At 37.2% G+C, this 25112-nt stretch carries 23 protein-coding genes, 2 pseudogenes and 1 other annotated feature; of the genes and pseudogenes, 18 read left to right on the forward strand and 7 right to left on the reverse strand.

The genetic code is table 11. The annotated features are described in order from the left end of the window. From HMPREF2810_RS15935 to HMPREF2810_RS03400, 4 genes and pseudogenes are all read left to right on the forward strand, one after another. Positions 1–192: pseudogene (locus HMPREF2810_RS15935) on the forward strand (hypothetical protein); the annotation flags it as partial. A 29-nt stretch (positions 193–221) separates the two neighbouring features. Then, the gene (locus tag HMPREF2810_RS03390; protein WP_010715167.1) at positions 222–479 is read left to right on the forward strand and encodes a DUF3884 family protein; all 258 of its coding nucleotides are present in this window, start codon (positions 222–224) and stop codon (positions 477–479) included. Between the two features lie 104 nt (positions 480–583). Continuing rightward, complete coding sequence (locus HMPREF2810_RS03395) at positions 584–1483, forward strand: ABC transporter ATP-binding protein (RefSeq protein WP_010715168.1); 900 nt, start codon at positions 584–586, stop codon at positions 1481–1483. Continuing rightward, positions 1476–2738 (forward strand): ABC transporter permease, encoded by a 1263-nt coding sequence (locus HMPREF2810_RS03400; RefSeq protein ID WP_010715169.1) that lies wholly within the window; start codon positions 1476–1478, stop codon positions 2736–2738. The genes HMPREF2810_RS03395 and HMPREF2810_RS03400 overlap by 8 nt, the downstream gene beginning before the upstream one ends. Positions 2739–2773: 35 nt before the next feature. Here the strand turns inward: HMPREF2810_RS03400 and HMPREF2810_RS03405 are convergent. Continuing rightward, positions 2774–3771, reverse strand: a pseudogene (locus tag HMPREF2810_RS03405) (LacI family DNA-binding transcriptional regulator). Positions 3772–3912: 141 nt separating this feature from the next. Between HMPREF2810_RS03405 and HMPREF2810_RS03410 the strand changes: the two are divergent. Next, the gene (locus tag HMPREF2810_RS03410) at positions 3913–5307 is read left to right on the forward strand and encodes a 6-phospho-beta-glucosidase (RefSeq protein WP_010715171.1); all 1395 of its coding nucleotides are present in this window, start codon (positions 3913–3915) and stop codon (positions 5305–5307) included. A gap of 25 nt (positions 5308–5332) precedes the next feature. Here the strand turns inward: HMPREF2810_RS03410 and HMPREF2810_RS03415 are convergent, their stop codons facing one another. Next, positions 5333–5839: a hypothetical protein gene (locus HMPREF2810_RS03415; RefSeq protein ID WP_002366637.1), complete on the reverse strand. Its 507-nt coding sequence runs from the start codon at positions 5837–5839 to the stop codon at positions 5333–5335. Between the two features lie 245 nt (positions 5840–6084). Here HMPREF2810_RS03415 and abc-f point away from each other — a divergent pair, with 245 nt between their 5' ends. Continuing rightward, the gene (gene abc-f, locus HMPREF2810_RS03420; protein ID WP_002408533.1) at positions 6085–7551 is read left to right on the forward strand and encodes a ribosomal protection-like ABC-F family protein; all 1467 of its coding nucleotides are present in this window, start codon (positions 6085–6087) and stop codon (positions 7549–7551) included. Between the two features lie 40 nt (positions 7552–7591). Here abc-f and HMPREF2810_RS03425 read toward each other — a convergent pair whose 3' ends face one another. Continuing rightward, positions 7592–8878: a BaiN/RdsA family NAD(P)/FAD-dependent oxidoreductase gene (locus tag HMPREF2810_RS03425; RefSeq protein WP_002361770.1), complete on the reverse strand. Its 1287-nt coding sequence runs from the start codon at positions 8876–8878 to the stop codon at positions 7592–7594. Between the two features lie 137 nt (positions 8879–9015). Here HMPREF2810_RS03425 and gdhA point away from each other — a divergent pair, with 137 nt between their 5' ends. Together gdhA and HMPREF2810_RS03435 are read left to right on the forward strand one after the other, a co-directional pair. Then, complete coding sequence (gene gdhA, locus HMPREF2810_RS03430; protein WP_002360402.1) at positions 9016–10362, forward strand: NADP-specific glutamate dehydrogenase; 1347 nt, start codon at positions 9016–9018, stop codon at positions 10360–10362. Positions 10363–10543: 181 nt separating this feature from the next. Continuing rightward, a complete protein-coding gene (locus HMPREF2810_RS03435) occupies positions 10544–11893 on the forward strand; it encodes a glucose-6-phosphate isomerase (protein ID WP_010715173.1) in 1350 nt (449 codons plus the stop codon). Between the two features lie 65 nt (positions 11894–11958). Here the strand turns inward: HMPREF2810_RS03435 and HMPREF2810_RS03440 are convergent, their stop codons facing one another. Then, positions 11959–12138: a hypothetical protein gene (locus HMPREF2810_RS03440; protein ID WP_002357684.1), complete on the reverse strand. Its 180-nt coding sequence runs from the start codon at positions 12136–12138 to the stop codon at positions 11959–11961. Positions 12139–12196: 58 nt separating this feature from the next. Next, positions 12197–12640, reverse strand: coding sequence for a class Ib ribonucleoside-diphosphate reductase assembly flavoprotein NrdI (nrdI, locus tag HMPREF2810_RS03445; RefSeq protein ID WP_010715174.1), 444 nt, complete (start codon positions 12638–12640; stop codon positions 12197–12199). Between the two features lie 208 nt (positions 12641–12848). Continuing rightward, positions 12849–12896, forward strand: a sequence feature (sodium ion sensor (DUF1646 type); this cis-regulatory element may regulate processes involved in with the transportation of sodium ions). Positions 12897–13012: 116 nt separating this feature from the next. On the opposite strand from nrdI, the gene HMPREF2810_RS03450 reads away from it, so the two are divergent. From HMPREF2810_RS03450 to HMPREF2810_RS03495, 10 genes are all read left to right on the forward strand, one after another. Continuing rightward, positions 13013–13336, forward strand: a complete 324-nt coding sequence (locus HMPREF2810_RS03450) for a V-type ATPase subunit F (protein ID WP_002381927.1) — start codon at positions 13013–13015, stop codon at positions 13334–13336. Further along, positions 13326–15305 (forward strand): V-type ATP synthase subunit I, encoded by a 1980-nt coding sequence (locus HMPREF2810_RS03455; RefSeq protein ID WP_070635588.1) that lies wholly within the window; start codon positions 13326–13328, stop codon positions 15303–15305. The genes HMPREF2810_RS03450 and HMPREF2810_RS03455 overlap by 11 nt, the downstream gene beginning before the upstream one ends. A 27-nt stretch (positions 15306–15332) precedes the next feature. Then, positions 15333–15806 (forward strand): V-type ATP synthase subunit K, encoded by a 474-nt coding sequence (locus HMPREF2810_RS03460; protein WP_002363905.1) that lies wholly within the window; start codon positions 15333–15335, stop codon positions 15804–15806. 16 nt (positions 15807–15822) lie between these two features. Beyond that, entirely contained in the window at positions 15823–16404 is a 582-nt protein-coding gene (locus HMPREF2810_RS03465) for a V-type ATP synthase subunit E (protein ID WP_002365627.1), read from the forward strand. 16 nt (positions 16405–16420) lie between these two features. Further along, positions 16421–17422, forward strand: coding sequence for a V-type ATPase subunit (locus HMPREF2810_RS03470; RefSeq protein WP_002398269.1), 1002 nt, complete (start codon positions 16421–16423; stop codon positions 17420–17422). Beyond that, complete coding sequence (locus tag HMPREF2810_RS03475; RefSeq protein ID WP_002357676.1) at positions 17412–17723, forward strand: V-type ATP synthase subunit F; 312 nt, start codon at positions 17412–17414, stop codon at positions 17721–17723. Before HMPREF2810_RS03470 ends, HMPREF2810_RS03475 begins: the two co-directional genes overlap by 11 nt. Positions 17724–17740: 17 nt before the next feature. Then, entirely contained in the window at positions 17741–19522 is a 1782-nt protein-coding gene (locus HMPREF2810_RS03480; protein ID WP_002357675.1) for a V-type ATP synthase subunit A, read from the forward strand. After that, on the forward strand, positions 19515–20891 hold the full coding sequence (locus HMPREF2810_RS03485) for a V-type ATP synthase subunit B (protein ID WP_002357674.1): 1377 nt from the start codon (positions 19515–19517) through the stop codon (positions 20889–20891). Before HMPREF2810_RS03480 ends, HMPREF2810_RS03485 begins: the two co-directional genes overlap by 8 nt. Before the next feature lie 4 nt (positions 20892–20895). Beyond that, on the forward strand, positions 20896–21531 hold the full coding sequence (locus tag HMPREF2810_RS03490) for a V-type ATP synthase subunit D (protein WP_002357673.1): 636 nt from the start codon (positions 20896–20898) through the stop codon (positions 21529–21531). Between the two features lie 74 nt (positions 21532–21605). After that, positions 21606–22016, forward strand: coding sequence for a hypothetical protein (locus tag HMPREF2810_RS03495; RefSeq protein ID WP_010715176.1), 411 nt, complete (start codon positions 21606–21608; stop codon positions 22014–22016). A gap of 54 nt (positions 22017–22070) precedes the next feature. Here HMPREF2810_RS03495 and HMPREF2810_RS03500 read toward each other — a convergent pair whose 3' ends face one another. Together HMPREF2810_RS03500 and HMPREF2810_RS03505 are read right to left on the reverse strand one after the other, a co-directional pair. Then, on the reverse strand, positions 22071–22952 hold the full coding sequence (locus HMPREF2810_RS03500; protein WP_002374908.1) for a serine hydrolase: 882 nt from the start codon (positions 22950–22952) through the stop codon (positions 22071–22073). Between the two features lie 153 nt (positions 22953–23105). Continuing rightward, a complete protein-coding gene (locus HMPREF2810_RS03505; protein ID WP_002419301.1) occupies positions 23106–24986 on the reverse strand; it encodes a fructose-bisphosphatase class III in 1881 nt (626 codons plus the stop codon). Positions 24987–25112 lie beyond the last annotated feature (126 nt).

Genomic DNA, 25112 nt, shown 5'->3' on the forward strand with positions numbered 1-25112 from the left:
AACACCTTAGAAGTTATTGAGATCGGAGCAACGCTTAGTGTTGGTTCTGTTCCCGCCGTTTATAAGGTTTTAAGCCTGGGACAAAAATCCAAAGTGATTTTTGTCCCAGGCTCTGTTTTTTTTATTCAATTTTTTCATGAAAAGTTGAACTCTCAAGAAAATATGATAACGATTTCTTTCGTGATATACTAATACTAACTTAAAAGAGAGGACGTCTGATCATGAAAATACTAACACCCGTTTATCAAATAAAATTTAAAAAAGTACCAAATCAATTACTGATTGATGAGCGTTTAATAAATGAATTGGGTACGTGGCTGAATCGTACAGGTCGAATTTGGGCCTGTCAATCATCAAAAGCGGCAAAGGAATTTAAAAATAAATTTTATGAAAGCACAGGCTTGACCGCAAATGAAGTGCATATTTCTGCCGAGACGGATGGCCTTTTTCGCTTAGCAGAAAATAAAGCGTCTGATTAAAGTGCAACATCTTTTCATAACAATTGTGATTGACAAGCCAACATAGGAAAGATACGATATGAGTAACTAAACAGCGGTTTAGAAAAAGTGAAGGGGGCGTTTATGTGTTAGAGGTAAAAGAGTTAGTCAAAACCTTTGGGGATTTTAAAGCAGTTGATCATGTATCCTTTACGATACCGGACGGGAAAATTTTAGGATTAATTGGCCAAAATGGTGCCGGGAAAACAACTACGTTTCGCTTGATTTTAAATTTTTTAACACAAGATAGCGGGTCGGTTTTATGGAATGGTCAACCATTAAACGAAAAAGAATACAATATTATTGGTTATTTACCAGAAGAACGGGGTTTATATCCTAAAATTACGATTGAAGACCAACTAATTTATTTCGCTTCATTGCGGGGGAAAACTAAAAAAGAAATTGAACCTAAAATTGACTTTTGGATGGAAAAATTTCAAGTTAAAGGCAAAAAAACGGATAAAGTTAAATCTTTATCAAAAGGCAATCAACAAAAAGTTCAATTGATTGCGACACTTATTCATGAACCGAAGTTAATTATTTTAGACGAGCCTTTTAGTGGCTTAGATCCAGTTAATGCAGAATTATTAAAAGACGGCATTATTGAATTGAAAAATCAAGGTTCTTGTGTCATTTTTTCCAGTCATAATATGGACAATGTGGAAAAAATCTGTGACCATTTAGTCATGTTAAAAAATGGACGCATGGTTTTAGATGGTCAGGTTCATGAAATTCGAGAACAATTTGGTCGAACAAAATTATTTTTAGAATCACCGTTATCTGTTGAGGAAGTTGCTGCTACAGCAGGTGTGAAAGAAGCACACTTGCGACAAGATGGCGTCTTAGAAGCGACATTAGAAAACGCTGAAGTGGGCAAAGTGTTGTTTGATAAAGCGACAGCCAACGGCTACATTCCAATGTTTAATCAACAACCACCAACATTGGAAGAAATTTTCAAAATGAAAGTAGGTGGGCAAGATGAGTAAATTTTGGATTATTGCGACTGATGTCTATAAGAAAAATGTGAAGTCGCTGTCTTTCTTAATCATGATTTTAGCGCCATTTCTTCTTGTAGGAATTGTTTACTTAGCGGGCTCTCTAGCTAGCGGTTTTTCAGGAGATACTACCATTGGTCTGGTTTCGGAAAATCAAGCGCTCGTTAAAGAGTTGACAAAGAATAAAACAGAGGACTTTTCTTTCAAAGCTGTTTCTTCTGAGAAAAAGGCCCAAGAACAATTAAAAGACGAGAAAATTGATGCCTATTTACTTTTGGACACTACAGATAATCAGATTTCTGGTCAGCTTTACTCTGAACGCTCTTTAGGAAATGCAACCGAGATGCTAATCCCTCAAATGTTAAACCAATTACAAACAATGGCGAATGCCAATCGTTTAAATTTAACAGCTGAGCAAGTTGCCATGTTGAATCAACAAGCAACATTTAAAAAAGCCAAAATTAGTTTTGATGAAAATGGCAAAATAAAAACAGGAGAAGATAACACAGGGATTCAAATGGCGTTAGCAATGGGGATAACAATTTTGTTATTTGTCTTCATCAGCAGTTATTCTTCAATTATTGCCCAAGAGATTGCTTCTGAAAAAGGCACTAGAATCATGGAAGTTATTCTCTCTAGTACAAAAGCGCAAACCCATTTTTATGGCAAATTAACTGGGGTTATTCTAGTAGCTTTAACACAAATTTTCATTTACGGAGTGGCGTTTGTTCTCGGCTATTCTCAATTGAAAAATCTTGATTTTATGAAAAGTCTATTAAGTGGTATTTCACCACAAAATATTTTTTCATCAACCTTTATTTTTACATTAGGCTTTTTCATTATTGGTATTCTCGTTTTTGCTGTTTTGGCAGCACTTTGTGGTTCTCTTGTTTCCAAACCAGAGGATACAGCAAAAGCAGTTCAGCCCATCATGTATATTGGTTTAATCGGTTATATGATCGGCATTACGTTTGGGACGAATGATCCACAAAATATCGTGGTGAAAGTGACTTCCTTTATTCCGCTGATTTCGTCATACATTATGCCAGTACGCTTGGCGACCGAAACGGCATCAACAATGGAAGCAATTGTCTCATTAGTGATTTTGGCAGTCTTTGGAATTATTTTAACAATCTTCTCTGCTCGTTTATACAAATCAAACGTTCTTGTATACAGCGAAGGCGGCATGATTCAATCCTTAAAACAGTCAATTTCTATTTTAAAAAATGAACAAAAGCATAAATAATTTTTGTTTAACTCTAAAAGGACCCGGTAAATCAGTCAAAGTGACTGATCTGCCGGTTTTTTTTAGGCACCGTTCGTCGTTCAACTAGACGAACGGTTAATTTTTTTTCAGGAATATTCGTCTGATTTAATTGGTTGTATAGGTAAATAAATGAGTTTTCGGCTTGATACTGAATGGCATAATCAACAGTTGTAATATGCATCAACTCACTGACATAACTATTATCAAAGCCAATGACAGCGACATCGCGAGGAACGGCATAATTTAGATTTTCAAGTTCTGAAATAAACTCAGCTGCTACGTGATCATTATAAAAGGCCAAAGCTTCTGGCTTGTCGGTTAATTGTTGCCAGTAATGGGCAATTTTGCGACCAGAATGGTTAGTATACTGATCATTAATCAGCCACTCAGCTTGCCAAGGTGCCTGAGTGTTTTCATAAAAATCTTTCATTGCACGTTTTCGTGCGTGCGTGTTTAAGTTTTCGGGATTACCGAGGACATGACCGATTTTTTGGTATCCTTGTTGTTGTAAATATTCTAAGGAACGATAATAACCAGAGTAATGATCAATGTAGGAAGAGTATATATTAGGTGAATCGATACGATGCCAGGTTGCTAAAGGACCATACGCGCTGTATGGCTCAATCACCGACCATTCATTTGTTCGTGTCAATAAAAACAAGCCATCTAATTGTTTGTATTTTAATTGGTTCAAGGCATCAATTTCTTTCTGCTGATCGCCATCTGTAAAAAATAAGGTTACGGAATAATTGTATTTTTTGGCAATTGAAATAAAGCGATTCAAGAAAATGCCTAAGGAACCTAAATAGCTAGGGGCTAAAAAGCCAATAGTTTTTGTGGCACCTGCTCGTAAATTCCGCGCCACATAATTCGGGGTATAATTTAATTCTTTCATTGCTTTGAGAATTTTTTCTTGACTATCGGCACTCACATATCCTTTTCCAGAAATTAAGCGAGAAACAGTCGATTTCGAGACACCGGCAACTTTTGCTACATCAATGATAGACGTCATTTTTTACCTCCAAAGTGGAATGTATTCTTATAAGAAGTATAGCATACATTTTTTTGAAAATAGTGCTTGACATGGGAACATTCCCATAATTTATCCTAAAGATGTAAACGATAACAATTTAATCAAGGAGGAAGAAGACGGATGACAAGAGGAGCATTAAAAATTGCAACAATTGGTGGCGGTTCTAGTTATACACCTGAATTAATTGAAGGATATATTAAAAGAAAAGATGAACTGCCAATTAAGGAAATTTGGTTAGTCGATATTGAAGCTGGTAAAGAAAAATTGGAAATCGTTGGGGCAATGGCGAAGCGCATGATTAAAGCTGCTGGTTTAGATTGGGAAGTTCATTTAACATTGGACCGTGAAGCAGCCTTAGAAGGGGCGGATTTTGTTTCAACACAGTTTCGTGTAGGATTATTAGATGCTCGCATTAAAGATGAACGGATTCCTTTGTCCCATGGAGTATTAGGCCAAGAAACAAATGGCGCGGGAGGAATGTTTAAAGCATTTCGAACGATTCCTGTCATTTTAGCTATTATTGACGATATGAAACGTCTTTGCCCAGATGCTTGGTTAGTGAATTTTACCAATCCAGCTGGAATGGTTACGGAAGCCGCAATTAAACATGGCGGTTGGAAAAAAACAGTTGGCTTATGTAATGTGCCGATTGGTCATAGAAAACAAGCGGCCGAAATGCTGGGAATTCCAGAAGAAGACTTATTCTTTAAATTTGCTGGAATTAATCATTTCCATTGGCACCGCGTTTGGGACAAAGAAGGACAAGAGCGAACACAAGAACTCATTGATTTAATTTACGGACCTAAGCAAGAGCAAGAAAGTCATTTGAAAAATATTTTTGATGCGCCGTTCCATTATGAACAGTTAAAAGATTTAGGAATGTTACCATGTGGTTATCATCGCTATTATTATATTGAAGATGAGATGTTGAAGCATTCCATCGAAGAGTATGAACGGGGCGAAACAAGAGCACAAGTGGTTAAAGAAACGGAAGGTCGTCTGTTTGAATTGTATAAAGATCCCAAACTAGATTACAAACCAAAAGAATTAGAAGAACGGGGCGGCACACACTATAGCGATGCAGCTTGTGAAATGATCGCATCAATTTATAATGATAAACGAACGGATATGGTTGTTTCTACTGAAAATAATGGGACAATTACTGATTTACCGTATGATTGTGTTGTAGAAGTATCTGGACCTGTAACAGCACATGGCCATGAACCTTACAACTGGGGGGCCTTTCCGCCAGCAGCACGAGGAATTATTCAAAATATGAAAGCTATGGAAGAAACGGTTATTCGAGCAGCCATCAATGGTGATTACGGCGCAGCATTGCATGCTTTCACTATTAATCCATTAGTTCCTGGCGGCGTCATGGCGAAGACCTTGTTGGACGAATTATTAATTGCCCACAAAGCACATTTACCGAATTTTGCAGATGCGATTAATAAAATTGAAGAAACACAACCAGAAACAGTCACATATGTGGCCGAATTAATGAAAAGTAATTAAAAAATATCGCACGCTAAAGATTCGTTTAGTGTGCGATACTTTTTTTAGAATAGGAAGCAAAGGGTTCCGTTTTTTTCTTGACAGTAAAATGATAGGTTTGTTGTCGGAACAGCCACTGAATACCAGAGTAAATTAAAATTTCAGCAATAATAAATGTCGAAAGTTTCTGTGCGGAAAGGAATAATAGCGTTAAAATTAAAAATAAGACGACACAGGTATAAAAAACGTGTTGCAATTTTTTAGAATTGATAATCGTGATTTCTTTGGTATCTTCAGTAACTTCAATGCGCCGATAAAATTGGAACCAGCCTTCATAGAACGTTAAAACATCCCCAGGATCAGCCTCAATTTCAATAGGTACATTAGTAAAAAGTTTCCCTTGATGCACACCATTTTTATAAAATGTAAAATAGCGTAACGCGCCCCAAGCTGATGTTTTTCGTGTCAATGTAATCTTCATGGTTTTCACCTCCGTCTTTATTTTGCCATAGTTTCGGTAAAATTGTATCCTACTAAAGTCCGATTCTCTGATTTTAGGGTCAGAATTGACAAAAGGAAGCAGAGGTGTTAATGTGGGAGTAATTAAACGAGGAGGTATAATTGTATGTTGGCATCTATCAGAATTTGGATTGACTTTTTGACAAAATAAATTGAATAAATCTTATCAAAAAGTCTGAAATTAAAATTCATGGGTGACGTGTGTACTTTTATACGAAACTACAAGGATAGCGATTAGGCTGTCCTTTTTTGCGTACCCAAGATTCTTTCGTTTCAGAAATGAAAGAAGAGGGCGAAATGAAAAAATTAAGTATTCATCTGAAAGAAGTAAGTATTCACTTTTCGGGAAAACCAATTCTAGAAATTGATGAATTATTTGTATATGAAAATGAAAAAATTGGGATTATTGGTAAAAACGGCGCAGGAAAATCAACACTGCTCAATTTAATTATGGGTAAGATTCAATCAGATAAAGGAAAAGTTCAAAGATTGAACGACTTTCATTACTTGGCACAAGTAGCTGAAGAAATAACGAATGAATCAGAGAAAACTGACAAAAACTGTTTGCTAAATCAGAAAAATCAAAAACTAAGTGGTGGCGAAAAAGTCCAAAAACGCTTAGCAACATTATTTTCAGAGTATCCAACCGGGGTTATTTTAGATGAACCAACCACACATTTAGATAAAGAACATCGTCAGTTGTTAGTGGCAGATTTAACGTATTATTATGGGACCGTTTTGTTTGTTAGTCATGATCGCTTTTTCTTGAATCAATTAGCAGAGAAAATTTGGGAAGTTTCGGATGGACATGTCAAAGAATATTTAGGGAACTACGATGCGTATTGTCGTCAAAAAGAATTGGAACAGCAAACACAATATAATGTCTATCATCAGTATCAAAAGGAAAAGAAAAAATTACAGGAATCTTACGCAAAGAAACAAGCACAAGCGCAAAAATCTAGTCATGTTTCAAAAAAACAAAAACAAAAGCAAATTCAACCTAGTCGTTTAGCTGGTTCTAAACAAAAAGATACCGTACAGAAAGCACTCCAAAAACAAGCGAAAGCGATTAATGCCAGAATTGACAGATTACCCGATGTTGCGCAAGCAAAACAAGAGCGAAAAATTATTTTTCCTACTAATAATCAGTTCTCTTTATACAATCCATATCCAATTAGAATTGAAAATTTAACTTTCGCTTATGAGAATCGAACAATTCTTAACCAAGTGAACGTTCAAATTCCTTTAAACGAAAAAATAGCACTTTGTGGAAAAAATGGTGCTGGGAAGAGTACCTTCCTTCAACAAATTGAAGCCCGTCACCCGGCCATTTACTTTTCTCCCAAAGTCCGGTTAGGAACGTATCATCAATTAGATTATCGATTAAAAAATGATGAACCACTGTTGACTTATTTATTGAAGCGGACAAATTATTCTGAAAAGATTGTGCGTTCACTTTTATATCGTCTAGGTTTTCAACAAGAAAATTTACAGACAAAGATATCTTCTCTAAGTGGTGGCGAAGCCATAAAAATTACTTTGGCTCAATTATTTATAGAACCAAATAATATCATCTTATTGGATGAACCCACCAATTTTCTTGATTTAGAGACAATCCAAGCACTTGAAGAATTTATAAGTGCCTATCAAGGAACAGTAATTTTCACCTCGCATGATGAAACGTTTGTGGAAAAAGTAGCCACCCGCACTATTTATTTAGAAAACGGGAAAATTATTGATAAATAAAAAAAGCAAACAAAAAGTCGCTATTTTAGCGACTTTTTGTTTAGACTTCTTCAATTGGTAAATAGGTGTATTCTGCAATTTCTGCGGCATGGGAGCCAGCAACATGTCCAGTGACAAATGCAGCTGTAACATTGTAGCCTCCAGTATAGCCATTAATATCTAAAAGTTCACCAGCAAAAAATAAACCATTGACTAATTTGCTCTCCATTGTTTTAGGGGTCACTTCTTTGAGGGAAATCCCACCGCCTGTGACAAAAGATTTTTCCAAGGGCAATGTTTTCGTAACAGTGAACTGAAAGTCTTTCAGTAGTTCCACAAAGGAAAGACGTTGCTTTTCTGTCAGTTGTTTGGCAGGCACTTCTTCAATTGCTAGTTTCTCTAGATAAAAAGTAAGCAGACGTTCTGGTATTAAAGAATGAAAGGCATTTTTTGCCACTTTATTTGGCTGTTCCTCAATCATGTAATCAACATTTTTCAGCACTTCTTCAAAAGATTTTGTCGGAAACACATCCAAGGCTACCGTGACAGGTTGATTGCCGTTGCGAGTTAATTCTTGGTTAATAAAACTAGAACAGCGGAGCGCGGCAGGTCCTGAAATGCCAAAATGTGTAAACAGCATATCCATTTGATGATTAACTAAAGGTTTTCCTTTTTGGTTCAAAACAGTTAAATTAATATCTTGTAAAGAGAGACCTTGCAACGTTTTATCAAGGATAAAAGGTTCTTCAGAAATAATAGGCGATTCGGTAGGGTAGAGAGGGCTGATGGTATGCCCCATTTTTTTGGCTAGTTTATAGCCATCACCAGTTGCTCCTGTGGAAGGATAAGTGCGGCCGCCAGTTGTTAATACAACACACGGTGCATAAATTTTTTCCAGTTCGGTTTCAACGCCAATTATTTGATCGTCTTTTCGTAGTAATTTTGTGACCTGTGTTTTTGTAAAAACAGTGACTCCTAATTCGTTAATGCGGTTAAATAGCGCATCAACAATTGACTTCGATTTATCTGTAACAGGGAACATGCGTCCGTGATCTTCTTCTTTTAAGTGAATACCATTGGATTCAAAAAAGTTCATGATATCATAGTTATCAAATTGTGAAAATGCGCTGTATAAAAATTTTCCATTCCCAGGAATAAATGAAATGATTTCTTCTGCGGGCCGATTATTGGTTACATTACAGCGGCCGCCACCAGTCATTAATAATTTTTTCCCAACACGGCGATTTTTTTCAATCAATAATACTTGAGCGCCTGCTTCTGCGGCCGCAATCGTGGCCATCATACCACTCGTCCCAGCGCCGACAATAATTACATCAAATTTCTTCATAGTTCTCCTCCAATTCAATAGGTAGTGTACCATAATTACGGGATTTTTTCTGGATTTAAGGAAAAAATAAACGTTTGACTATGGTAATTTTTGAATTTTCAGTTAAAATAAACCTATAACAATGAGAGGATGATTAAATGGACGCAAAACAATATGTTAAAAATATTCAAGAAAAGATTCACCAATTAGACCAAGGTCAAACAGAATATTTACAAGCAGTCGATGAGTTTTTACCAACCGTAGAAGGTTTTTTAGAAAAAAATCCTCAATACATTGAAGCAAATGTTTTAGGTGTCTTGATTGAACCTGAACGTATTTTTCAATTTCGTGTGCCGTGGCAAGATGACCAGGGCAACTGGCATGTGAACAGAGGCTATCGTGTTCAATATAATTCAGCGATTGGACCATACAAAGGTGGTTTGCGGTTTCATCCAAGTGTGAATTTAAGTGTGATGAAGTTTTTGGCCTTTGAACAAATTTTTAAAAATAGTTTAACTGGTTTGCCAATCGGTGGCGGCAAAGGCGGTAGTGATTTTGATCCAAAAGGTAAGTCAGATGCTGAAGTGATGCGCTTTTGTCAAAGTTTCATGACCGAACTTCAAAAACATATTGGTCCAAGTACAGATGTTCCAGCAGGCGATATTGGCGTAGGCGCTCGTGAAATTGGTTATTTGTTTGGCATGTATAAACGCTTGCGCAACTATGATGCAGGAGTGTTGACTGGAAAACCTTTAGGATACTGGGGAAGCCAAGCAAGAACAGAAGCGACGGGTTATGGAACGGTTTATTTTGTTAAACATTTATTAGCAGATAAAAACGATACGTTTGAAGGCAAAAAAGTCGCTGTTTCTGGTAGTGGGAATGTCGCAATTTATGCCATGGAAAAAGCAACTGAGCTAGGCGCCACAGTAATCACATGTTCCGATTCGTCTGGTTTTGTTTATGATCCAGAAGGAATTGATGTGGCGTTAGTAAAAGAACTAAAAGAAAAAAATCGTGAACGCATTTCAAAATATGTTGAAACACGTAAAGGCGCAACTTATTATGACAAAGAATCTGTTTGGGATTTCGAAACAGCGTATGACATTGCGTTACCATGTGCAACACAAAATGAAATCAACGAAAAGCAAGCTGCTATTTTAGTGAAAAACGGAGTGAAAGTCGTGGCAGAAGGCGCAAATATGCCTTGTACACTAGAAGCAGTCGCCGTTTTTGCTAAATCAGCTGTAATTTATTGTCCAGGCAAAGCCGCTAATGCAGGTGGTGTTGCGGTTTCTGCATTAGAGATGAGCCAAAATGCTGAACGTTTAGCTTGGTCCTTTGAAAAAGTTGATGGTATGCTAGATCAAATTATGCAAAATATTTATGAGACTTGTCGTGATACAGCTAACGAATATCAGGCACGAGATAACTTTGTTTTAGGTGCGAATATTGCTGGCTTCGAAAAAGTAGCGGCAGCGATGCTAAGTCAAGGACTCGTTTAATAACAAAAAATGCTAGGAAATCCTAGCATTTTTTATTGGTTTGTTTGATTAAGAGAATAAATATCTCTAATTAAATAGTTAAAATTAAACAATTGGTCTATCCAAAAGAATTTGCTTGAAAAAATGTCTAAAAACACGTAAAGTATACATGTAGTAAGTTTACTTTCGAGGAGGAAAAGGAATGTCACACATTCAATTAGATTATTCCAAATTAGCACCATTTGTTGCTGACCATGAATTGGAATACATGCAAACACAAGTCACTGCAGTGGACAAAGCATTACGTGAAGGTACAGGAGCTGGTAATGATTTTACTGGCTGGATTGATTTACCAGAAAACTATGACAAAGAAGAATTCGCACGCATTAAAAAAGCAGCAGCAAAAATTCAATCTGACTCTGAGGTATTAGTAGTCATTGGTATCGGTGGTTCATATTTAGGTGCCCGTGCAGCAATTGAATTTTTGACACATTCATTTAATAATCTATTATCAAAAGAAGAACGGAAAGCGCCACAAATCTTCTTTGCTGGAAATAGCATCAGCTCAACTTATTTAGCTGATTTAATCAATGTGATTGGTGATCGTGATTTTTCTGTCAACGTTATTTCAAAATCTGGAACTACGACAGAACCAGCGATTGCTTTCCGCGTCTTTAAAGAGTTATTAATTAATAAATATGGCAAAGAAGAAGCCAATAAACGTATTTATGCGACAACTGACCGTGCTAAAGGAGCAGTAAAAGTTGAAGCTGATGCGGAAGGTTGGGAAACATTTGTGATTCCTGATGATGTGGGCGGCCGTTTCACTGTTTTAACGCCAGTAGGTCTTTTACCAATCGCTGTTAGCGGCGCGGATATTGATCGTTTAATGGAAGGTGCAAATGATGCACGTAAAGAATACGGCGCAACGAGCGACTTAAAAGAAAACCAATCCTATCAATATGCTGCGTTACGTAATATTTTATATCGTAAAGGCAAAACAACTGAAATGTTAATTAACTATGAGCCTGGCATGCACTATTTCTCTGAATGGTGGAAACAATTATACGGTGAATCAGAAGGTAAAGATGGCAAAGGTATTTTCCCAGCAGCCGCAGACTTTTCAACTGACTTACATTCTATGGGTCAATATGTTCAAGAAGGCATGCGTAACTTATTTGAAACAGTGGTTAAAATTGAAAATCCACGCCATAGCATTTCAATTCCAGAACAAAATGAAGATCTAGATGGCCTAGGCTATTTACAAGGAAAAGAAATCGACTTCGTCAATACAAAAGCGTTCGAAGGTACGTTGCTTGCTCACACAGATGGTGGTGTGCCAAACATGATCGTTAAAGTGCCAACAATGGATGCTTATTCATTAGGTTATGTTATGTACTTCTTCGAAATTGCGGTGGGCATCTCAGGTTACTTAAATGGGGTTAATCCATTTGACCAACCAGGTGTTGAAGCTTACAAACGCAACATGTTCGCTTTATTAGGTAAACCAGGATTTGAAGAATTAGCAAAAGATTTAAATGCACGTCTATAATTTGTAAATAACAGAAGAAAAGAGCCAGGAACACTTACGTTTCTGGCTCTTTTCTTCTGTTTAAATTATTTTTCCAATGGTTCGTTCCATTTTTTAGGACTCCAAATGGTTCCTTCCAATGCAACTTGAAGACTTTCATTATCATCTTCTAATTGTTCAATATATTTGATGGTTTCCTCGATAATAAAAGAATTGGGTTCTTCGCTGATTGACTGAAGTTGTTCTGCTAACCATGTATTTCTCATTTTTCTTCACCTCAAAATGTAGTCTATCATAGGTGAGCTTTTTAGTAATGAAACTTGCTTATTGGTTTTTCTTTAAAATAGCATAAATTCGTTCAATATCCGCTTGGGTACCTCTTAATTCATAGTCAGCTAAGAAGGGAAAGTTAAATTGTTCCGCATACTGTTTAGCTGTCAGGCAGTATTGGTGGTTAAAGTTTTTATTGCCGCTGCCCACCACGCCAGAGCAATAACGATAATTATTTTCAAAAGCAAGATATTCTCGCATGACTTCTGTTAAAATTTCGGTATTGCCGTTGTTGATGCCATCGCCACCATCTAAATAGGTAGGCACAAAAGTAAAAAATGGTTCTGTTTCTACTTCTAACGGAGAATTTTCCGAAATTTCTTTGAAAGTAATCGTAGGATTTTTTTCATTTTGCTGATGTTGCTCTTCGGCATAAGCTGTTAAACGTTGAACAAATGAGCGTGTATTACCAGAGATTGAAATATATCGTATATTCATCAGAGATCCCTCCAAATAAATTTAATTGTTTACGTAAGTATAGCACATCTATGTGAAAAAAATTCAAGATCAATAATTATAAAGCGAAAAAAATAATGCCTTTTTATTACCTATTGTAAAAGTGAAAATTTGTTATTTTAATTCATTTGGGTAAGTATTGAATTTTGCGAAAAACTTTGCTAAGATGGTAGAGTATTGAATAAAGAATGGTTGGGCGAAAGCTTCAAGGATTCAGTTCTTCAAGGGGTGAGAAGAACAATTTTTGAGTTTGCGCCTTTTTGCATACCTAAAACAAAAGGGCTGAGCGTATCTCTATTTCGCTAGTCCTTTTTCTTATATGCTAAAGGTGTAAGAACTAAGGAGGTGGAGACAATGGTACAAGAAGTACTAGAGCAAATCAAGGCAGCGGAGGATGCGGTGGAAGAGCATCGGCAACAAGCTAAGATGAATTGTCGTTTATATGAAGAGCAGAAGCAAGAACGTTTAGCTGAACTACGTCAAGAGAGTGAAGAAGCTGTTGAAAAAGTGCTGACGGATTCACTAGCAACGCAAGAAAAGATGTTACAACTTGAAAAAGAACAACTTTTAGATGAAACAAAGCGCACTGAGCAAGCGCTTCACGAACGTTATGAAGCGAACAAAGAACAAGTCATTGATTCAATTATTGAGAGGGTGAAAGACGTTTATGGCAGTTAGTAAAATGGAAAAAATGACAATAATTGCCGCTGCCGAAAAAGAAGCAGCAATTCTACAAGCCATTCAAGGCTTGCAAATTGTCGAAGTAAAACGGATTTTTCATTCGCCTGAAGAAGAACAAGCCTTAAAGAGTCAATATTCTTTTTTACAAGCAGAACAGTCAACTGAACAGCTACGTAAATATGAAACGATGCTACAACAATTGCAAGAGCTTCTTTTATTTTTGACACGCTCTTCAGGAAAAGGGTTAAAGATAAAAAGAAAAGTCTATACCTTAGAAGAGTTGGAACAAACCTTTGATGAAAAAACATTACAAAGCTATTTGACGGAATTAAAGAATATTCAAGAATCTTTGAAACAAATTCAAACAGATCGTCAAGGATTAGAAGCTGAAGAAGAATTATTAGGCCGCTGGCAATATCTGGATATTTTACCGCATAAACAGCAGTTAAAAAGTAGTTATGTCGTTCATGGTTCGATAAATCTAGCCAATAAAGCCAGTTTCTTGAGCACTTTGTCTCAATGGCCAACGGTTTATTTTGAAGAAATTTATCAAAGTATGCATCATAGTTATTTTACACTCGTTTACCTGAAGGAACATCAGCAGAGTGTAACCGAGTTATTAAACCAATATAGTTTTGAACCACTCCAATACCGTTATGATGTTCCGCCTAAAGAGGCATATCAACAAGTCAAAGAACAATATGAAATTTTACAAAAAGAAGAAAAAACCTTAAAGCAACAACTGGCTTCTTATCATGATTTCTATGAAACGTTTTGCTTGGCTGAAGAAGTCTTATTGGCGGTTATCCAAAGAGAACAAGCACGTCAACATTTGTTAAATGCTTCGTCATTTTTCATCTTGCAAACGTGGATTCCAGTCGAAGAAAAAGCTGAGATTTTGACAGCGATTGAAGAAAAAGTTCCTAAGGACGAAATAGCTCTTACTTTTGAAAATCCTACGAAGGCGGAAATTGAGACAGATATACCGGTTAAACTAGCGAATAATAAATTGGTGCAGCCGTTTGAAATGTTAACAGAGATGTATAGCTTACCAAAATATGAAGAAGTTGATCCGACACCTGCGATGATGCCGTTTTATCTAGTCTTTTTTGGTATGATGGTAGCGGATATTGGCTATGGCTTACTGATGCTACTCTTGTCTATTATTGCGTTGAAAGCATTTGTTTTACCGAGAGGCATGAAACGTTTTGCCGACTTTTTCTTGATTTTATCATTTCCAACAATTATTTGGGGTTTCATTTACGGTTCGTTTTTCGGTGCAGCATTACCGCCAACAATATTTGGAATCAAATCACCATTTCCGATTTTATCAACGACCGAAGATGTAAATACGATTCTTATTTTATCGGTTATTTTTGGGTTTATCCAATTGGTTGTCGGTTTAATGATTAATGGGATTCAGTTATCAAAACAAAAGCGCTATTTAGATAGTATTAACGAAAGTTACGCTTGGTTAGGGATTTTGTTTGGTTTAGCATTGTTAGTCGTTGGTAAATTAGTGGTTAAAAATGAAGGCTTATTTACAGCAGGTGCGATTTTAGCTAGTCTTTCTGCCATTGCAATTATTGTGATTCCAATGATTCAATCGAAGGCCAAATTAAAAGGCTTAGCCAAAGGACTGTATGGACTATACGGTGTGACAGGTTATGTCGGTGACCTAGTTAGTTATACACGTTTGATGGCGTTAGGAATTGCTGGGGGAAGTATTGCTTCAGCGTTTAATATGCTCGTTGAGTTCATGCCGCCAGTTGCCCGTTTTAGCGTGGGGATCTTGCTGTTAATTGTTTTACATGCGTTAAACATATTCTTATCGTTATTAGGTGCGTATGTTCATGGCGCACGTTTGCAATATGTTGAGTTCTTTGGAAAATTTTACACAGGCGGTGGCCGGGCGTTTAATCCGCTAAAAACAAAAGAAAAGTATGTCAATGTTGAGAAAAAATAGAAAATTATTTATTGGAGGAAAATAGAGATGATGGATTACTTAATTAATAATAATGGTGGAATTGTTTTTGCAGTATTAGGAATGGCGATGGCGACAATTTTTGCTGGGATTGGATCAGCCAAAGGGGTTGGCTTTACTGGGGAAGCAGCAGCAGCTTTAACGACGGAGCAGCCAGAAAAATTTGGTCAAGCGTTAATTTTACAGTTATTACCAGGTACACAAGGACTATACGGTTTCGTTATTGCTTTCTTAATTTATATTAACTTAGGAAACGATATGAGTATGGTTCAAGGATTGAACTATTTTGTAGCAGCTTTACCAATTGCCTTTGCTGGATTGTTCTCTGGGATTGCCCAAGGTCGTGTAGCCGCTGCGGGGATCCAAATTTTAGCGAAGAAACCAGAACATGCAACAAAAGGAATTATCTATGCTGCCATGGTTGAAACTTATGCCATCTTAGGGTTCGTAATTTCCTTCTTACTTGTATTGAACGTCAAATAATTGAGGAGGCAGATGGATGGATGCCATTGAAAAAATCATCAGTGAAATTAAGCAGCAAGGAAAGCAAGAAGTCGAAGCCTATGTCACCAGTGAACAAACGCGCATCGATCAAGAATTCCAAGCAGCACAACAAGAAATTTTGCTGAAGCAAGAACATGAAATAGAAAAACGACAACAACAATTATTAAAAGAATTTAAACAACGCCAACAACGGCAAACACTAGAAATTCGTCAGGATGCATTAAATAAAAAACAAGCATATCTTAACCAATTATTTGACGAAGTGGTCTTAAAGATGAGTGAATGGTCAGCGGAAGAATTTCAACAATTTATGAAAGCACAATTAGGCTCACTTGAATTAACAGGAAAAGCAACCATTCTTTTAGGCGAGTATTCTCAAACGAAAGTGACGCAAGAATGGCTGACCGCTCTTTCTGATGCTACTGTTCAATGGGAGCTTTCAGAGGAAGTTGTTCCAAAAGAAAGTGGCTTTATCGTTGCAAAAGACGGTTTGGATTATAATTTTCTCTTTTCAGCATTAGTTGAAGAGATTCAAAAAACAGAAGGCTTTAAAGTAGCAGAAAAACTTTTCAGTTAAGAAGGGAGGACGTAGAATGAGAAAACCAACGTATCATCAAATTAATCCGCTGATTCGTTTAAAAGAAACGGAGCTGCTTTCTGAGCAACAGTTTCAACAACTTTTAGAAGCGGAAACAGTTGAAGACGTTAAAAATATGTTAAAAAGTACGGTTTATCAACCTTATTTAACCGAAACTTTTGAAGAAAAATTTGACTACCATTCTTCTGAAGCGCTGGGAAATCTTTATCGCTGGTTATATGAAATGGCTCCAGAACCAGCTGTAGTAACGTTGTATACGATGCGTTTTACCTTCCATAACTTGAAAATTTTGACGAAAGCTGAGCAAACAGGTAAAGATTTTGATTATCTTTATTTAGAGGATGGTCGTTATTCTCTAAACACAGTCAAAAGTGCCATTCATACAAAAAACTCTTCCGAACTTGAGCCAGCATTATTAGAAGTGATCCGTGATGTTTTTGCTTATCTGGAAGAAGGCGGTTTGCCGCAAGCAATTGATATCCTTTATGATCGAGCATTTTTACAGCAACAGCGAAAATTAGCGGATGAATTGGGCTATGAAGAGTTAACGAAGGAAGTCATCGCTTTTATTGATTTAACCAATCTATCAACGATGGCTAGAGGGATTGTTCAACATCAAAACAGTAACTTTTTATCAACCGTGCTTTCTAGCGCTGGCAGTCTCTCAAAGAAAGAGCTGTTGACCTATGCGGAAAAGTCACTTGTAGAATTTACAGCATTTGTCAGAACAACGAATTACGGACAACTATTAGAAAAGATTATCAATAAAGAAACCAATGAATTAAATTTATTGGCTTTTGAAAAACTCAAAGATGATTACCTGACCTCAATGTATGAAAACGGTCGGACGGTTGCTTTTGGGCCGCTCCCATTACTAGCCTTTTTGAATGCGAAAGAAGTTGAATGGAAAAATTTGCGTTTAATTTTGGTCGGAAAACATAGTGGGTTTTCAAATGAAAAAATTCGAGAAAGGATGCGAAAAGTCAATGGGGTATAAAATTGGTGTCATTGGAGACAAAAATTCAATCTTACCATTTAAACTGTTTGGCTTTGAGGTCCATCATGCCATTTCAGAAATGCAAGTTAGAGAAGCCATTGAAACTATGGCAAAAAATAAGTTTGGGGTCATTTTCATAACGGAAGAAGCCTCTACTTTAGCAGAAGAAACGATTGAACGATACAAAGAACAAGTGACACCAGCGATTATTTTAATCCCAAGTCATAATGGTACAATCGGAATCGGTTTAAGTGAGATTGAAAAAAATGTTGAAAAAGCAATTGGACAAAATATTTTATAATGCAAAGGAGAATGAGCGTGCAAATTGGAAAAATTGTCAAAGTTTCAGGTCCTTTGATTTTAGCTGAAAACATGTCAGATGCTAGTATCCAAGACATTTGTCATGTAGGAGATTTAGGCGTTATCGGAGAGATTATTGAAATGCGAGGCGACGTCGCTTCGATTCAAGTATATGAAGAAACAACAGGCATTGGACCAGGAGAACCAGTTATTTCAACAGGAGAACCATTATCTGTTGAATTAGCCCCAGGTTTAATTGCCGAAATGTTTGATGGTATTCAACGACCATTGGATACATTTCAAGAAGTAACCCACAGTAACTTTTTAGGCCGTGGCGTTAAAATTGATGCGTTAGATCGTGAGAAAAAATGGACGTTTGAACCAACTGTGGCAGTTGGTGAAGAAGTGTCGGCAGGTGACATCGTCGGTGTGGTTCAAGAAACACCGATTATTCAACATAAAATTATGGTGCCTTTCGGCGTTTCAGGAACGATTGCCGAAATTAAAGCAGGTGACTTTGCCATTGATGAAACAGTTTACTCAGTGAAAACGGCTAAAGGAACGGAAAGTTTTAGCATGATGCAAAAATGGCCCGTTCGGCGGGGACGTCCCATTTTAGAAAAACTAAGTCCCAAAGTACCGATGGTGACCGGACAACGCGTAATTGATACCTTTTTCCCAATTACGAAAGGCGGAGCGGCAGCAGTTCCAGGACCATTTGGCGCAGGAAAAACAGTCGTTCAGCACCAAATTGCCAAGTGGGCCGATGTCGACTTAGTCGTTTACGTTGGTTGTGGGGAACGCGGGAATGAAATGACAGATGTTTTAAATGAATTTCCAGAATTAATTGATCCAACAACTGGTGAGTCTTTGATGAATCGGACGATTTTAATTGCGAATACGTCAAATATGCCGGTAGCGGCACGGGAAGCCTCGATTTATACAGGGATTACCATTGCAGAATATTTCCGTGATATGGGTTACTCAGTCGCAATTATGGCGGATTCTACTTCTCGTTGGGCAGAAGCGTTACGAGAAATGAGTGGCCGGTTAGAAGAAATGCCTGGTGATGAAGGCTATCCAGCCTATTTAGGTAGTCGCTTAGCTGAATATTATGAACGAGCAGGACAAGTCATCGCGTTAGGAAAAGATCATCGTGAAGGAAGCATTACGGCGATTAGTGCGGTTTCGCCATCTGGTGGGGACATATCAGAACCTGTCACACAAAATACGTTACGCGTTGTTAAAGTATTCTGGGGCTTAGATTCTCAATTAGCACAAAAACGTCATTTTCCTTCTATTAACTGGTTGCAAAGTTATTCTCTTTACTCCACAGAAGTAGGGCAATATTTAGACTTGGAATTGCAAGGAAACTGGGCCGCTATGGTAGCTGAAGGGATGCGGATTTTACAAGAGGAATCTCAACTGGAAGAAATTGTTCGTTTGGTTGGGATTGATTCCTTGTCGGATAAAGACCGTTTAACGTTGGAAACAGCCAAATCATTACGGGAAGACTATTTGCAACAAAATGCTTTTGATGACGTGGATACGTTCACTTCTCGAACCAAACAAGCGAAAATGTTGCAATTGATTCTAACTTTTGGTGAAGAAGGTCAAAAAGCCTTAAGTTTAGGCACTTATTTCTCTGAGTTAATGGCGGGAACAGTTGAAATCCGTGATCGCATTGCTCGTAGCAAGTATTTACCAGAAGAAGAATTAGAAAAATTGGATCGTTTACAAGCAGAAATTAAAACAACGATAAAAGAAATCATTGCTGAAGGAGGAATGACGAATGATTAAAGAATATCGCACAATCAATGAAGTCGTTGGTCCTCTGATGATTGTTGAAAAAGTGGCAGGCGTAAAGTACGAAGAATTAATTGAAGTACGCATGCAAAATGGCGAAATTCGCCAAGGGCAAGTTTTAGAAATCAATGGAGATAAAGCGATGGTCCAAATATTTGAAGGAACGAGTAACATCAATATTCGTGATTCAAAAGTTCGCTTTCTGGGACATCCTTTAGAATTAGGGGTTTCGCCAGATATGATGGGGCGCGTTTTTGACGGCTTAGGTCGCTTAAAAGATAATGGACCAGAATTATTACCTGAGAAAAAATTAGATATTAACGGCGAAGTTATCAATCCAGTCGCTCGTGATTATCCCGATGAGTTCATCCAAACAGGGATTTCAGCGATTGACCATTTAAATACCTTAGTTCGTGGTCAAAAATTACCTGTTTTTTCAGCATCTGGCTTACCTCATAAAGAATTAGCAGCACAAATTGCCAGACAAGCCAACGTGTTAAATAGTGAAGAAGAATTTGCCGTAGTTTTTGCGGCCATTGGGATTACCTTTGAAGAAGCGGAATATTTTATGGAAGATTTCCGTCAAACAGGCGCAATTGATCGTTCAGTCTTGTTTATGAACTTAGCGAATGATCCAGCCATTGAACGGATTGCAACACCTAGAATGGCTTTGACAGCTGCTGAATATTTAGCTTATGAAAAGGGCATGCATGTCTTAGTTATCATGACGGATATGACCAATTATTGCGAAGCGTTGCGAGAAATTTCAGCAGCACGCCGTGAAGTTCCAGGACGTCGTGGTTACCCAGGTTATCTTTACACGAACTTAGCAACGTTGTATGAACGGGCAGGACGAATTCGTGGCTCAAAAGGTTCCGTAACACAGATTCCTATTTTAACAATGCCAGAGGAGGATAAAACACATCCAATTCCCGATTTAACTGGCTATATTACAGAAGGGCAAATTATCTTGTCCCGGGAACTATATAAGAGCGGTATCCAACCACCAATTGATGTATTGCCATCACTTTCCCGTCTTAAAGACAAAGGAACTGGCGAAGGCAAAACGCGCGGGGATCATGCAGCGACGATGAATCAATTGTTCTCAGCCTATGCACAAGGGAAACAAGCCAAAGAATTAGCTGTCATTTTAGGAGAATCAGCTCTTTCCGATGTCGATAAAATTTACGCAGCTTTTGCCCAACGTTTTGAAGAAGAATATGTCAACCAAGGATTCGATACAAACCGTTCGATTGAAGAAACGTTAGATCTTGGGTGGGAACTATTAAGTATGCTACCGAGAACAGAACTAAAACGAATTAAAGAGGATATGCTCGATCAATACTTAACTGAAGGGAAGTAGAAAAATGGCTCGATTAAATGTTAATCCAACCCGTATGGAACTTTCCCGATTGAAAAAACAGTTAACTACGGCCACGAGAGGTCATAAGTTGCTGAAAGACAAACAAGATGAATTGATGCGACGGTTTATTGCTCTAGTCAAAGAAAACAATGAGTTACGTATTCAGGTTGAACAAGAAGTGACGGATGCGTTATCAAATTTTGTATTGGCAAACGCAACGTTGAACGAAGCCTTTATTGAAGAGTTAGTGGCAATTCCAGCAGAAAAAGTTGAATTAGAAATTATTGAACAGAACATCTTAAGTGTGCCAGTTCCTAAAATGATTTTTGATTACGATGAATCGGTTCAAGAAGCACCCTTAGATTATGGCTACGTAAATTCAAACAGCGAGCTTGATCAAGCTTTTGCTAAAATTTCAAGCATTTTACCGAAATTATTAGCACTTGCAAATGTTGAAAAGACGTGCCAATTATTATCAAAAGAAATTGAAAAAACGCGTCGTCGTGTCAACGCCTTAGAGTATATGACGATTCCACAATTAGAAGAAACAATTTACTACATTCAAATGAAATTAGAAGAAAATGAACGTGGCGAAATTACACGTCTAATTAAAATTAAAAGCATGAACAAAGAAAATTAATGGTTAGAAAGAACGAGTGCGAAGCCAGTTGGTAGCTTTCGTGCTCGTTTTTAATAAAAAAGGGAGTGGAAAAAATGAAAAATGAAGAACGCCGCAAAGTGATTGCACTGAATTGTCAAAAATACGAAAGTGACTATGCTCGCTTGGTGGAACCAATCAATGAGCTACTGTTAAACTTGGGAGCGGCTATTTCAGAAGAAGCCGCGAAGCAAATCATTCTGAATGTAAAACGATATCATCACGGCGTGAAATATCTTCCTGAGTGTCATTTAGATGAAAGTAACCAATTTATCGAAGATGGGCTTGAAGCTCTTAAAAAGGGAGATTTAGGCAACGGTGCGTTACAACTATTTGGGGCTGGCTTAAACTTTGCTAGTTTTGCAGCAAAAGCACAAGGAACCAAAAAAATTGATGCCCACCAAATGTTGGCAGAACGTTTTACGAAGTTGTTGTCTGTACAAACGGATAATAATAACAAACAATAAAAATACCCTTGGTTTATTAAGTCGTCTTAATAAACCAAGGGTATTTTTTAACTGTTATTGATTAGGATATTCAGACACCTGTAATTGCCATAACTTATCTGTCACTGAAGCAATAAACGCAGCACTCTTAGCATTATCAGGTCCTTTAGTAAAAATTGCTAAAGCAAAGGGGTGAGGTGTTTCTAAAATCCCCATATCATGAATAAATTCATCATAGGAACCAATTTTATGAGCAACTTTTCCTTGAGTTGTGGGAGTTTCCATTCTTTCATGGAAAACACTTTGTTTCATAGAATCATAAATCGCTTGGTAATCTGGTTTTGTTGCTTTTTCAGTATATAATTTTTGTAGAATAACAAGCGCATCTTCCGAAGAAAATTGTGGCTCTTCAATCGAAGGTGTCTTGTGCAAGTAACGCTGATACATTTCTCGTTTTGCTTTTGCATCACCACCCAATGTATCATAAAGCATATTTTTAGCGATATTATCAGAATAGGTGATGGCATATTCTTGTAACGTTTTTAATGGATATTCTGGTTGGATATTATAGGCAATGATCCCAGTTCCTTCTTCATAATCTTCTTCGGCGTTATAGGGAATCAGGTCTGTCCATTTTTTTTGACCAGATGCAACCGTGTCGGCGACTAGCATCGTCAGTGGCACTTTAATAGTGCTAGCTGTATAAAATTCATGTTGGCCATTCACGGAACGTTGTTCGCCAGTTTCCAAATCTAAATAACTAATCCCGACCGTTCCTTCAAATTCTTTGACAGAAGCGACGAGCAGGTCATTTATTTTATCAAAAAATACTGTATTTGCTGAATTATTTTCTTCCTTGTCTTTCGTATGTTTCTCATGTTTGGCGGAATCAATTGTAACTTTTTGTTCAGATTCTTTGGCATAATCTTCGCCACGACTTGAGAAGAAGAAGCCCACAATTAGGAAAAAGCAAAGAAAGAAAATGGTGCCGTAAAGTGAGAGTTGCTGTTTCTTCAATGTAAAACCCTTTCCGTTTCTCTAATAGATATTTTCTCAACTCCTCCATTTAATCATTTTTCGGATAAGAGCGCAAGCGTCTTTTTAATGGCACTACTGGTTTTGTTTCATTTGTTTTTGGAGTGCTTGCGATTGCTTTAATAGCTCTTTGCCGATAGTGGTATCTTTCACTAATAGCCGCTGTAAGGGGCGATCGATGACTTGTTTGATGGAATGAATGTCTTGATTATTTAAAATGGCTGTTTCTTTACTAGAAAAAGATTTATGCGCGGTCAGTTGTAACCCGAACGAGTTGTACAACAATGTATAACCAGCAATTCCAGTAATTGTCTGATAAGATTTTGAAAAGCCACCGTCAATTACGAGAAGCGTGCCATTTGCTTTGATTGGCGATTCGCCTTTTGTTCGTTTAACTGGTGTATGGCCATTAATGATATGTCGATTTTCACCAGTCACTTCAAATTCATCTAGGATTCTTTCACAAACTTCAACCGTATCACGCAAAGAGTAGTAAGGATTCTTTTCTTCATGATGTGTTTCTTTTTCAGCGAGAAAATAACGCTCAAAGGTTTTCATAGCTCGTTTACCAAATAATGAGGAGCCTTCGCCACACCAAAGATACCATAAACAATCTGTCGCATAGTCATCTGTAATAGCAGGCTGAGCGTAAGCTTCTTCTAACATTTCCTGAAAGAAGTCTACTAAAGCTTTTCCTGAATAGGAGTGGCCTTTAAATGTATAAGCTTGAAAAGTACCGTCCGCATTCAGAGGCAGACAGCCATGAATCAATAAATTTTGATTATACACAAGGTAAAGAGAAGCTTTTTCCATTAGAAAGCGCATGTGTTTTGTTAACCGCGGTGAAGACTGAAATTGCGTTAATAAATCATCAATTATCTGTTTTTCCTCACGTGTTAATTGGTAAGGCTGCTCTTCAGAAACGGTTTGGAAACAGCTGTTAATTAATGTATAACGACATTCGTCAAAAGTAATAGTTTCCCCTTGAATCTTATCTAAGCGTAGCCGATGTGCCAAGTTAAAATCAGGGCGTCGACCAATAATTTGCCCTTCTAGTTTTTCTTGAATAATGGCAATGGCTTGTTGCACACGCATCGCTACTTGTTTTTCAGCTTCAGTTAACGCACGATAGGGATTTTTCTTGGGTGCAAAAGCAGGATTTTCTTTATATGTTTCTAAACTAAATTTTTTTAAGGCGGTTAAATCGATAGCATAACGTTCTTCTAACAAATCTAAATTTCCATAGCGAGCACAAATACGTACTACATTGGCTAAACAAGCCAGTGAACCACTATAAGCAGCCAGCCAAATCATATCATGATTGCCTAGTTGAATATCCAAGGAGTGATAGGACATTAATCGGTCCATAATTTTATCTGGTGCTGGCCCCCGGTCATAGATATCCCCAATAACATGTAGGTGATCGATAATCAGACGTTGGATTAGATAAGCTAATTCTGTCACGAAACGTTTGGCTTCACCTAGTAAAATAATTTTTTCAATAATTTGTTGATAGTAACCGTTTTTGGTTGTTGTTTCATCATATTGATAAATCAATTCTTCGAGAATATACCCATAGGTTTCAGGAAGGGCTTTGCGAACTTTAGAACGTGTGTACTTCATCGAAGAAGAACGGACGATTTCAACCAGACGGCGAATCGTTAATAGCCACCATTCATAAGAGAGGGCGCTTTCATTTTCTAAAAGTGTTAATTTTTCTTCTGGATAGTAGATAATAAAACAAAGCTCGTCCATCTGATGGGCATTTAATTCTTGTTTAAATAAAAATTGAACTTTTTCTCGGATTCGCCCAGAACCATTTCTTAAAATATGGTCAAAAGCTTCAAATTCACCATGTAAATCACTGACAAAATGTTCTGTTCCTTTCGGTAAATTCAAAATTGCTTCCAAATTAATAATTTCTTCAATTTGTTGATCGCGGTTCAGTGTAGCCAATTCATCTGCCTTCTTTCTTTTTTCGTATATACCAATTTTAATTTAAAAGATTAAAGTGTTGATAATAAAGGTTTTTTATTCGTATGCCAATTATTGTAGGCTATTTGGCGAAAAAAAGCAACAGGA

The sequence above is a fragment of the Enterococcus sp. HMSC078F03 genome (assembly GCF_001811595.1).
Lineage (GTDB): Bacteria > Bacillota > Bacilli > Lactobacillales > Enterococcaceae > Enterococcus > Enterococcus faecalis.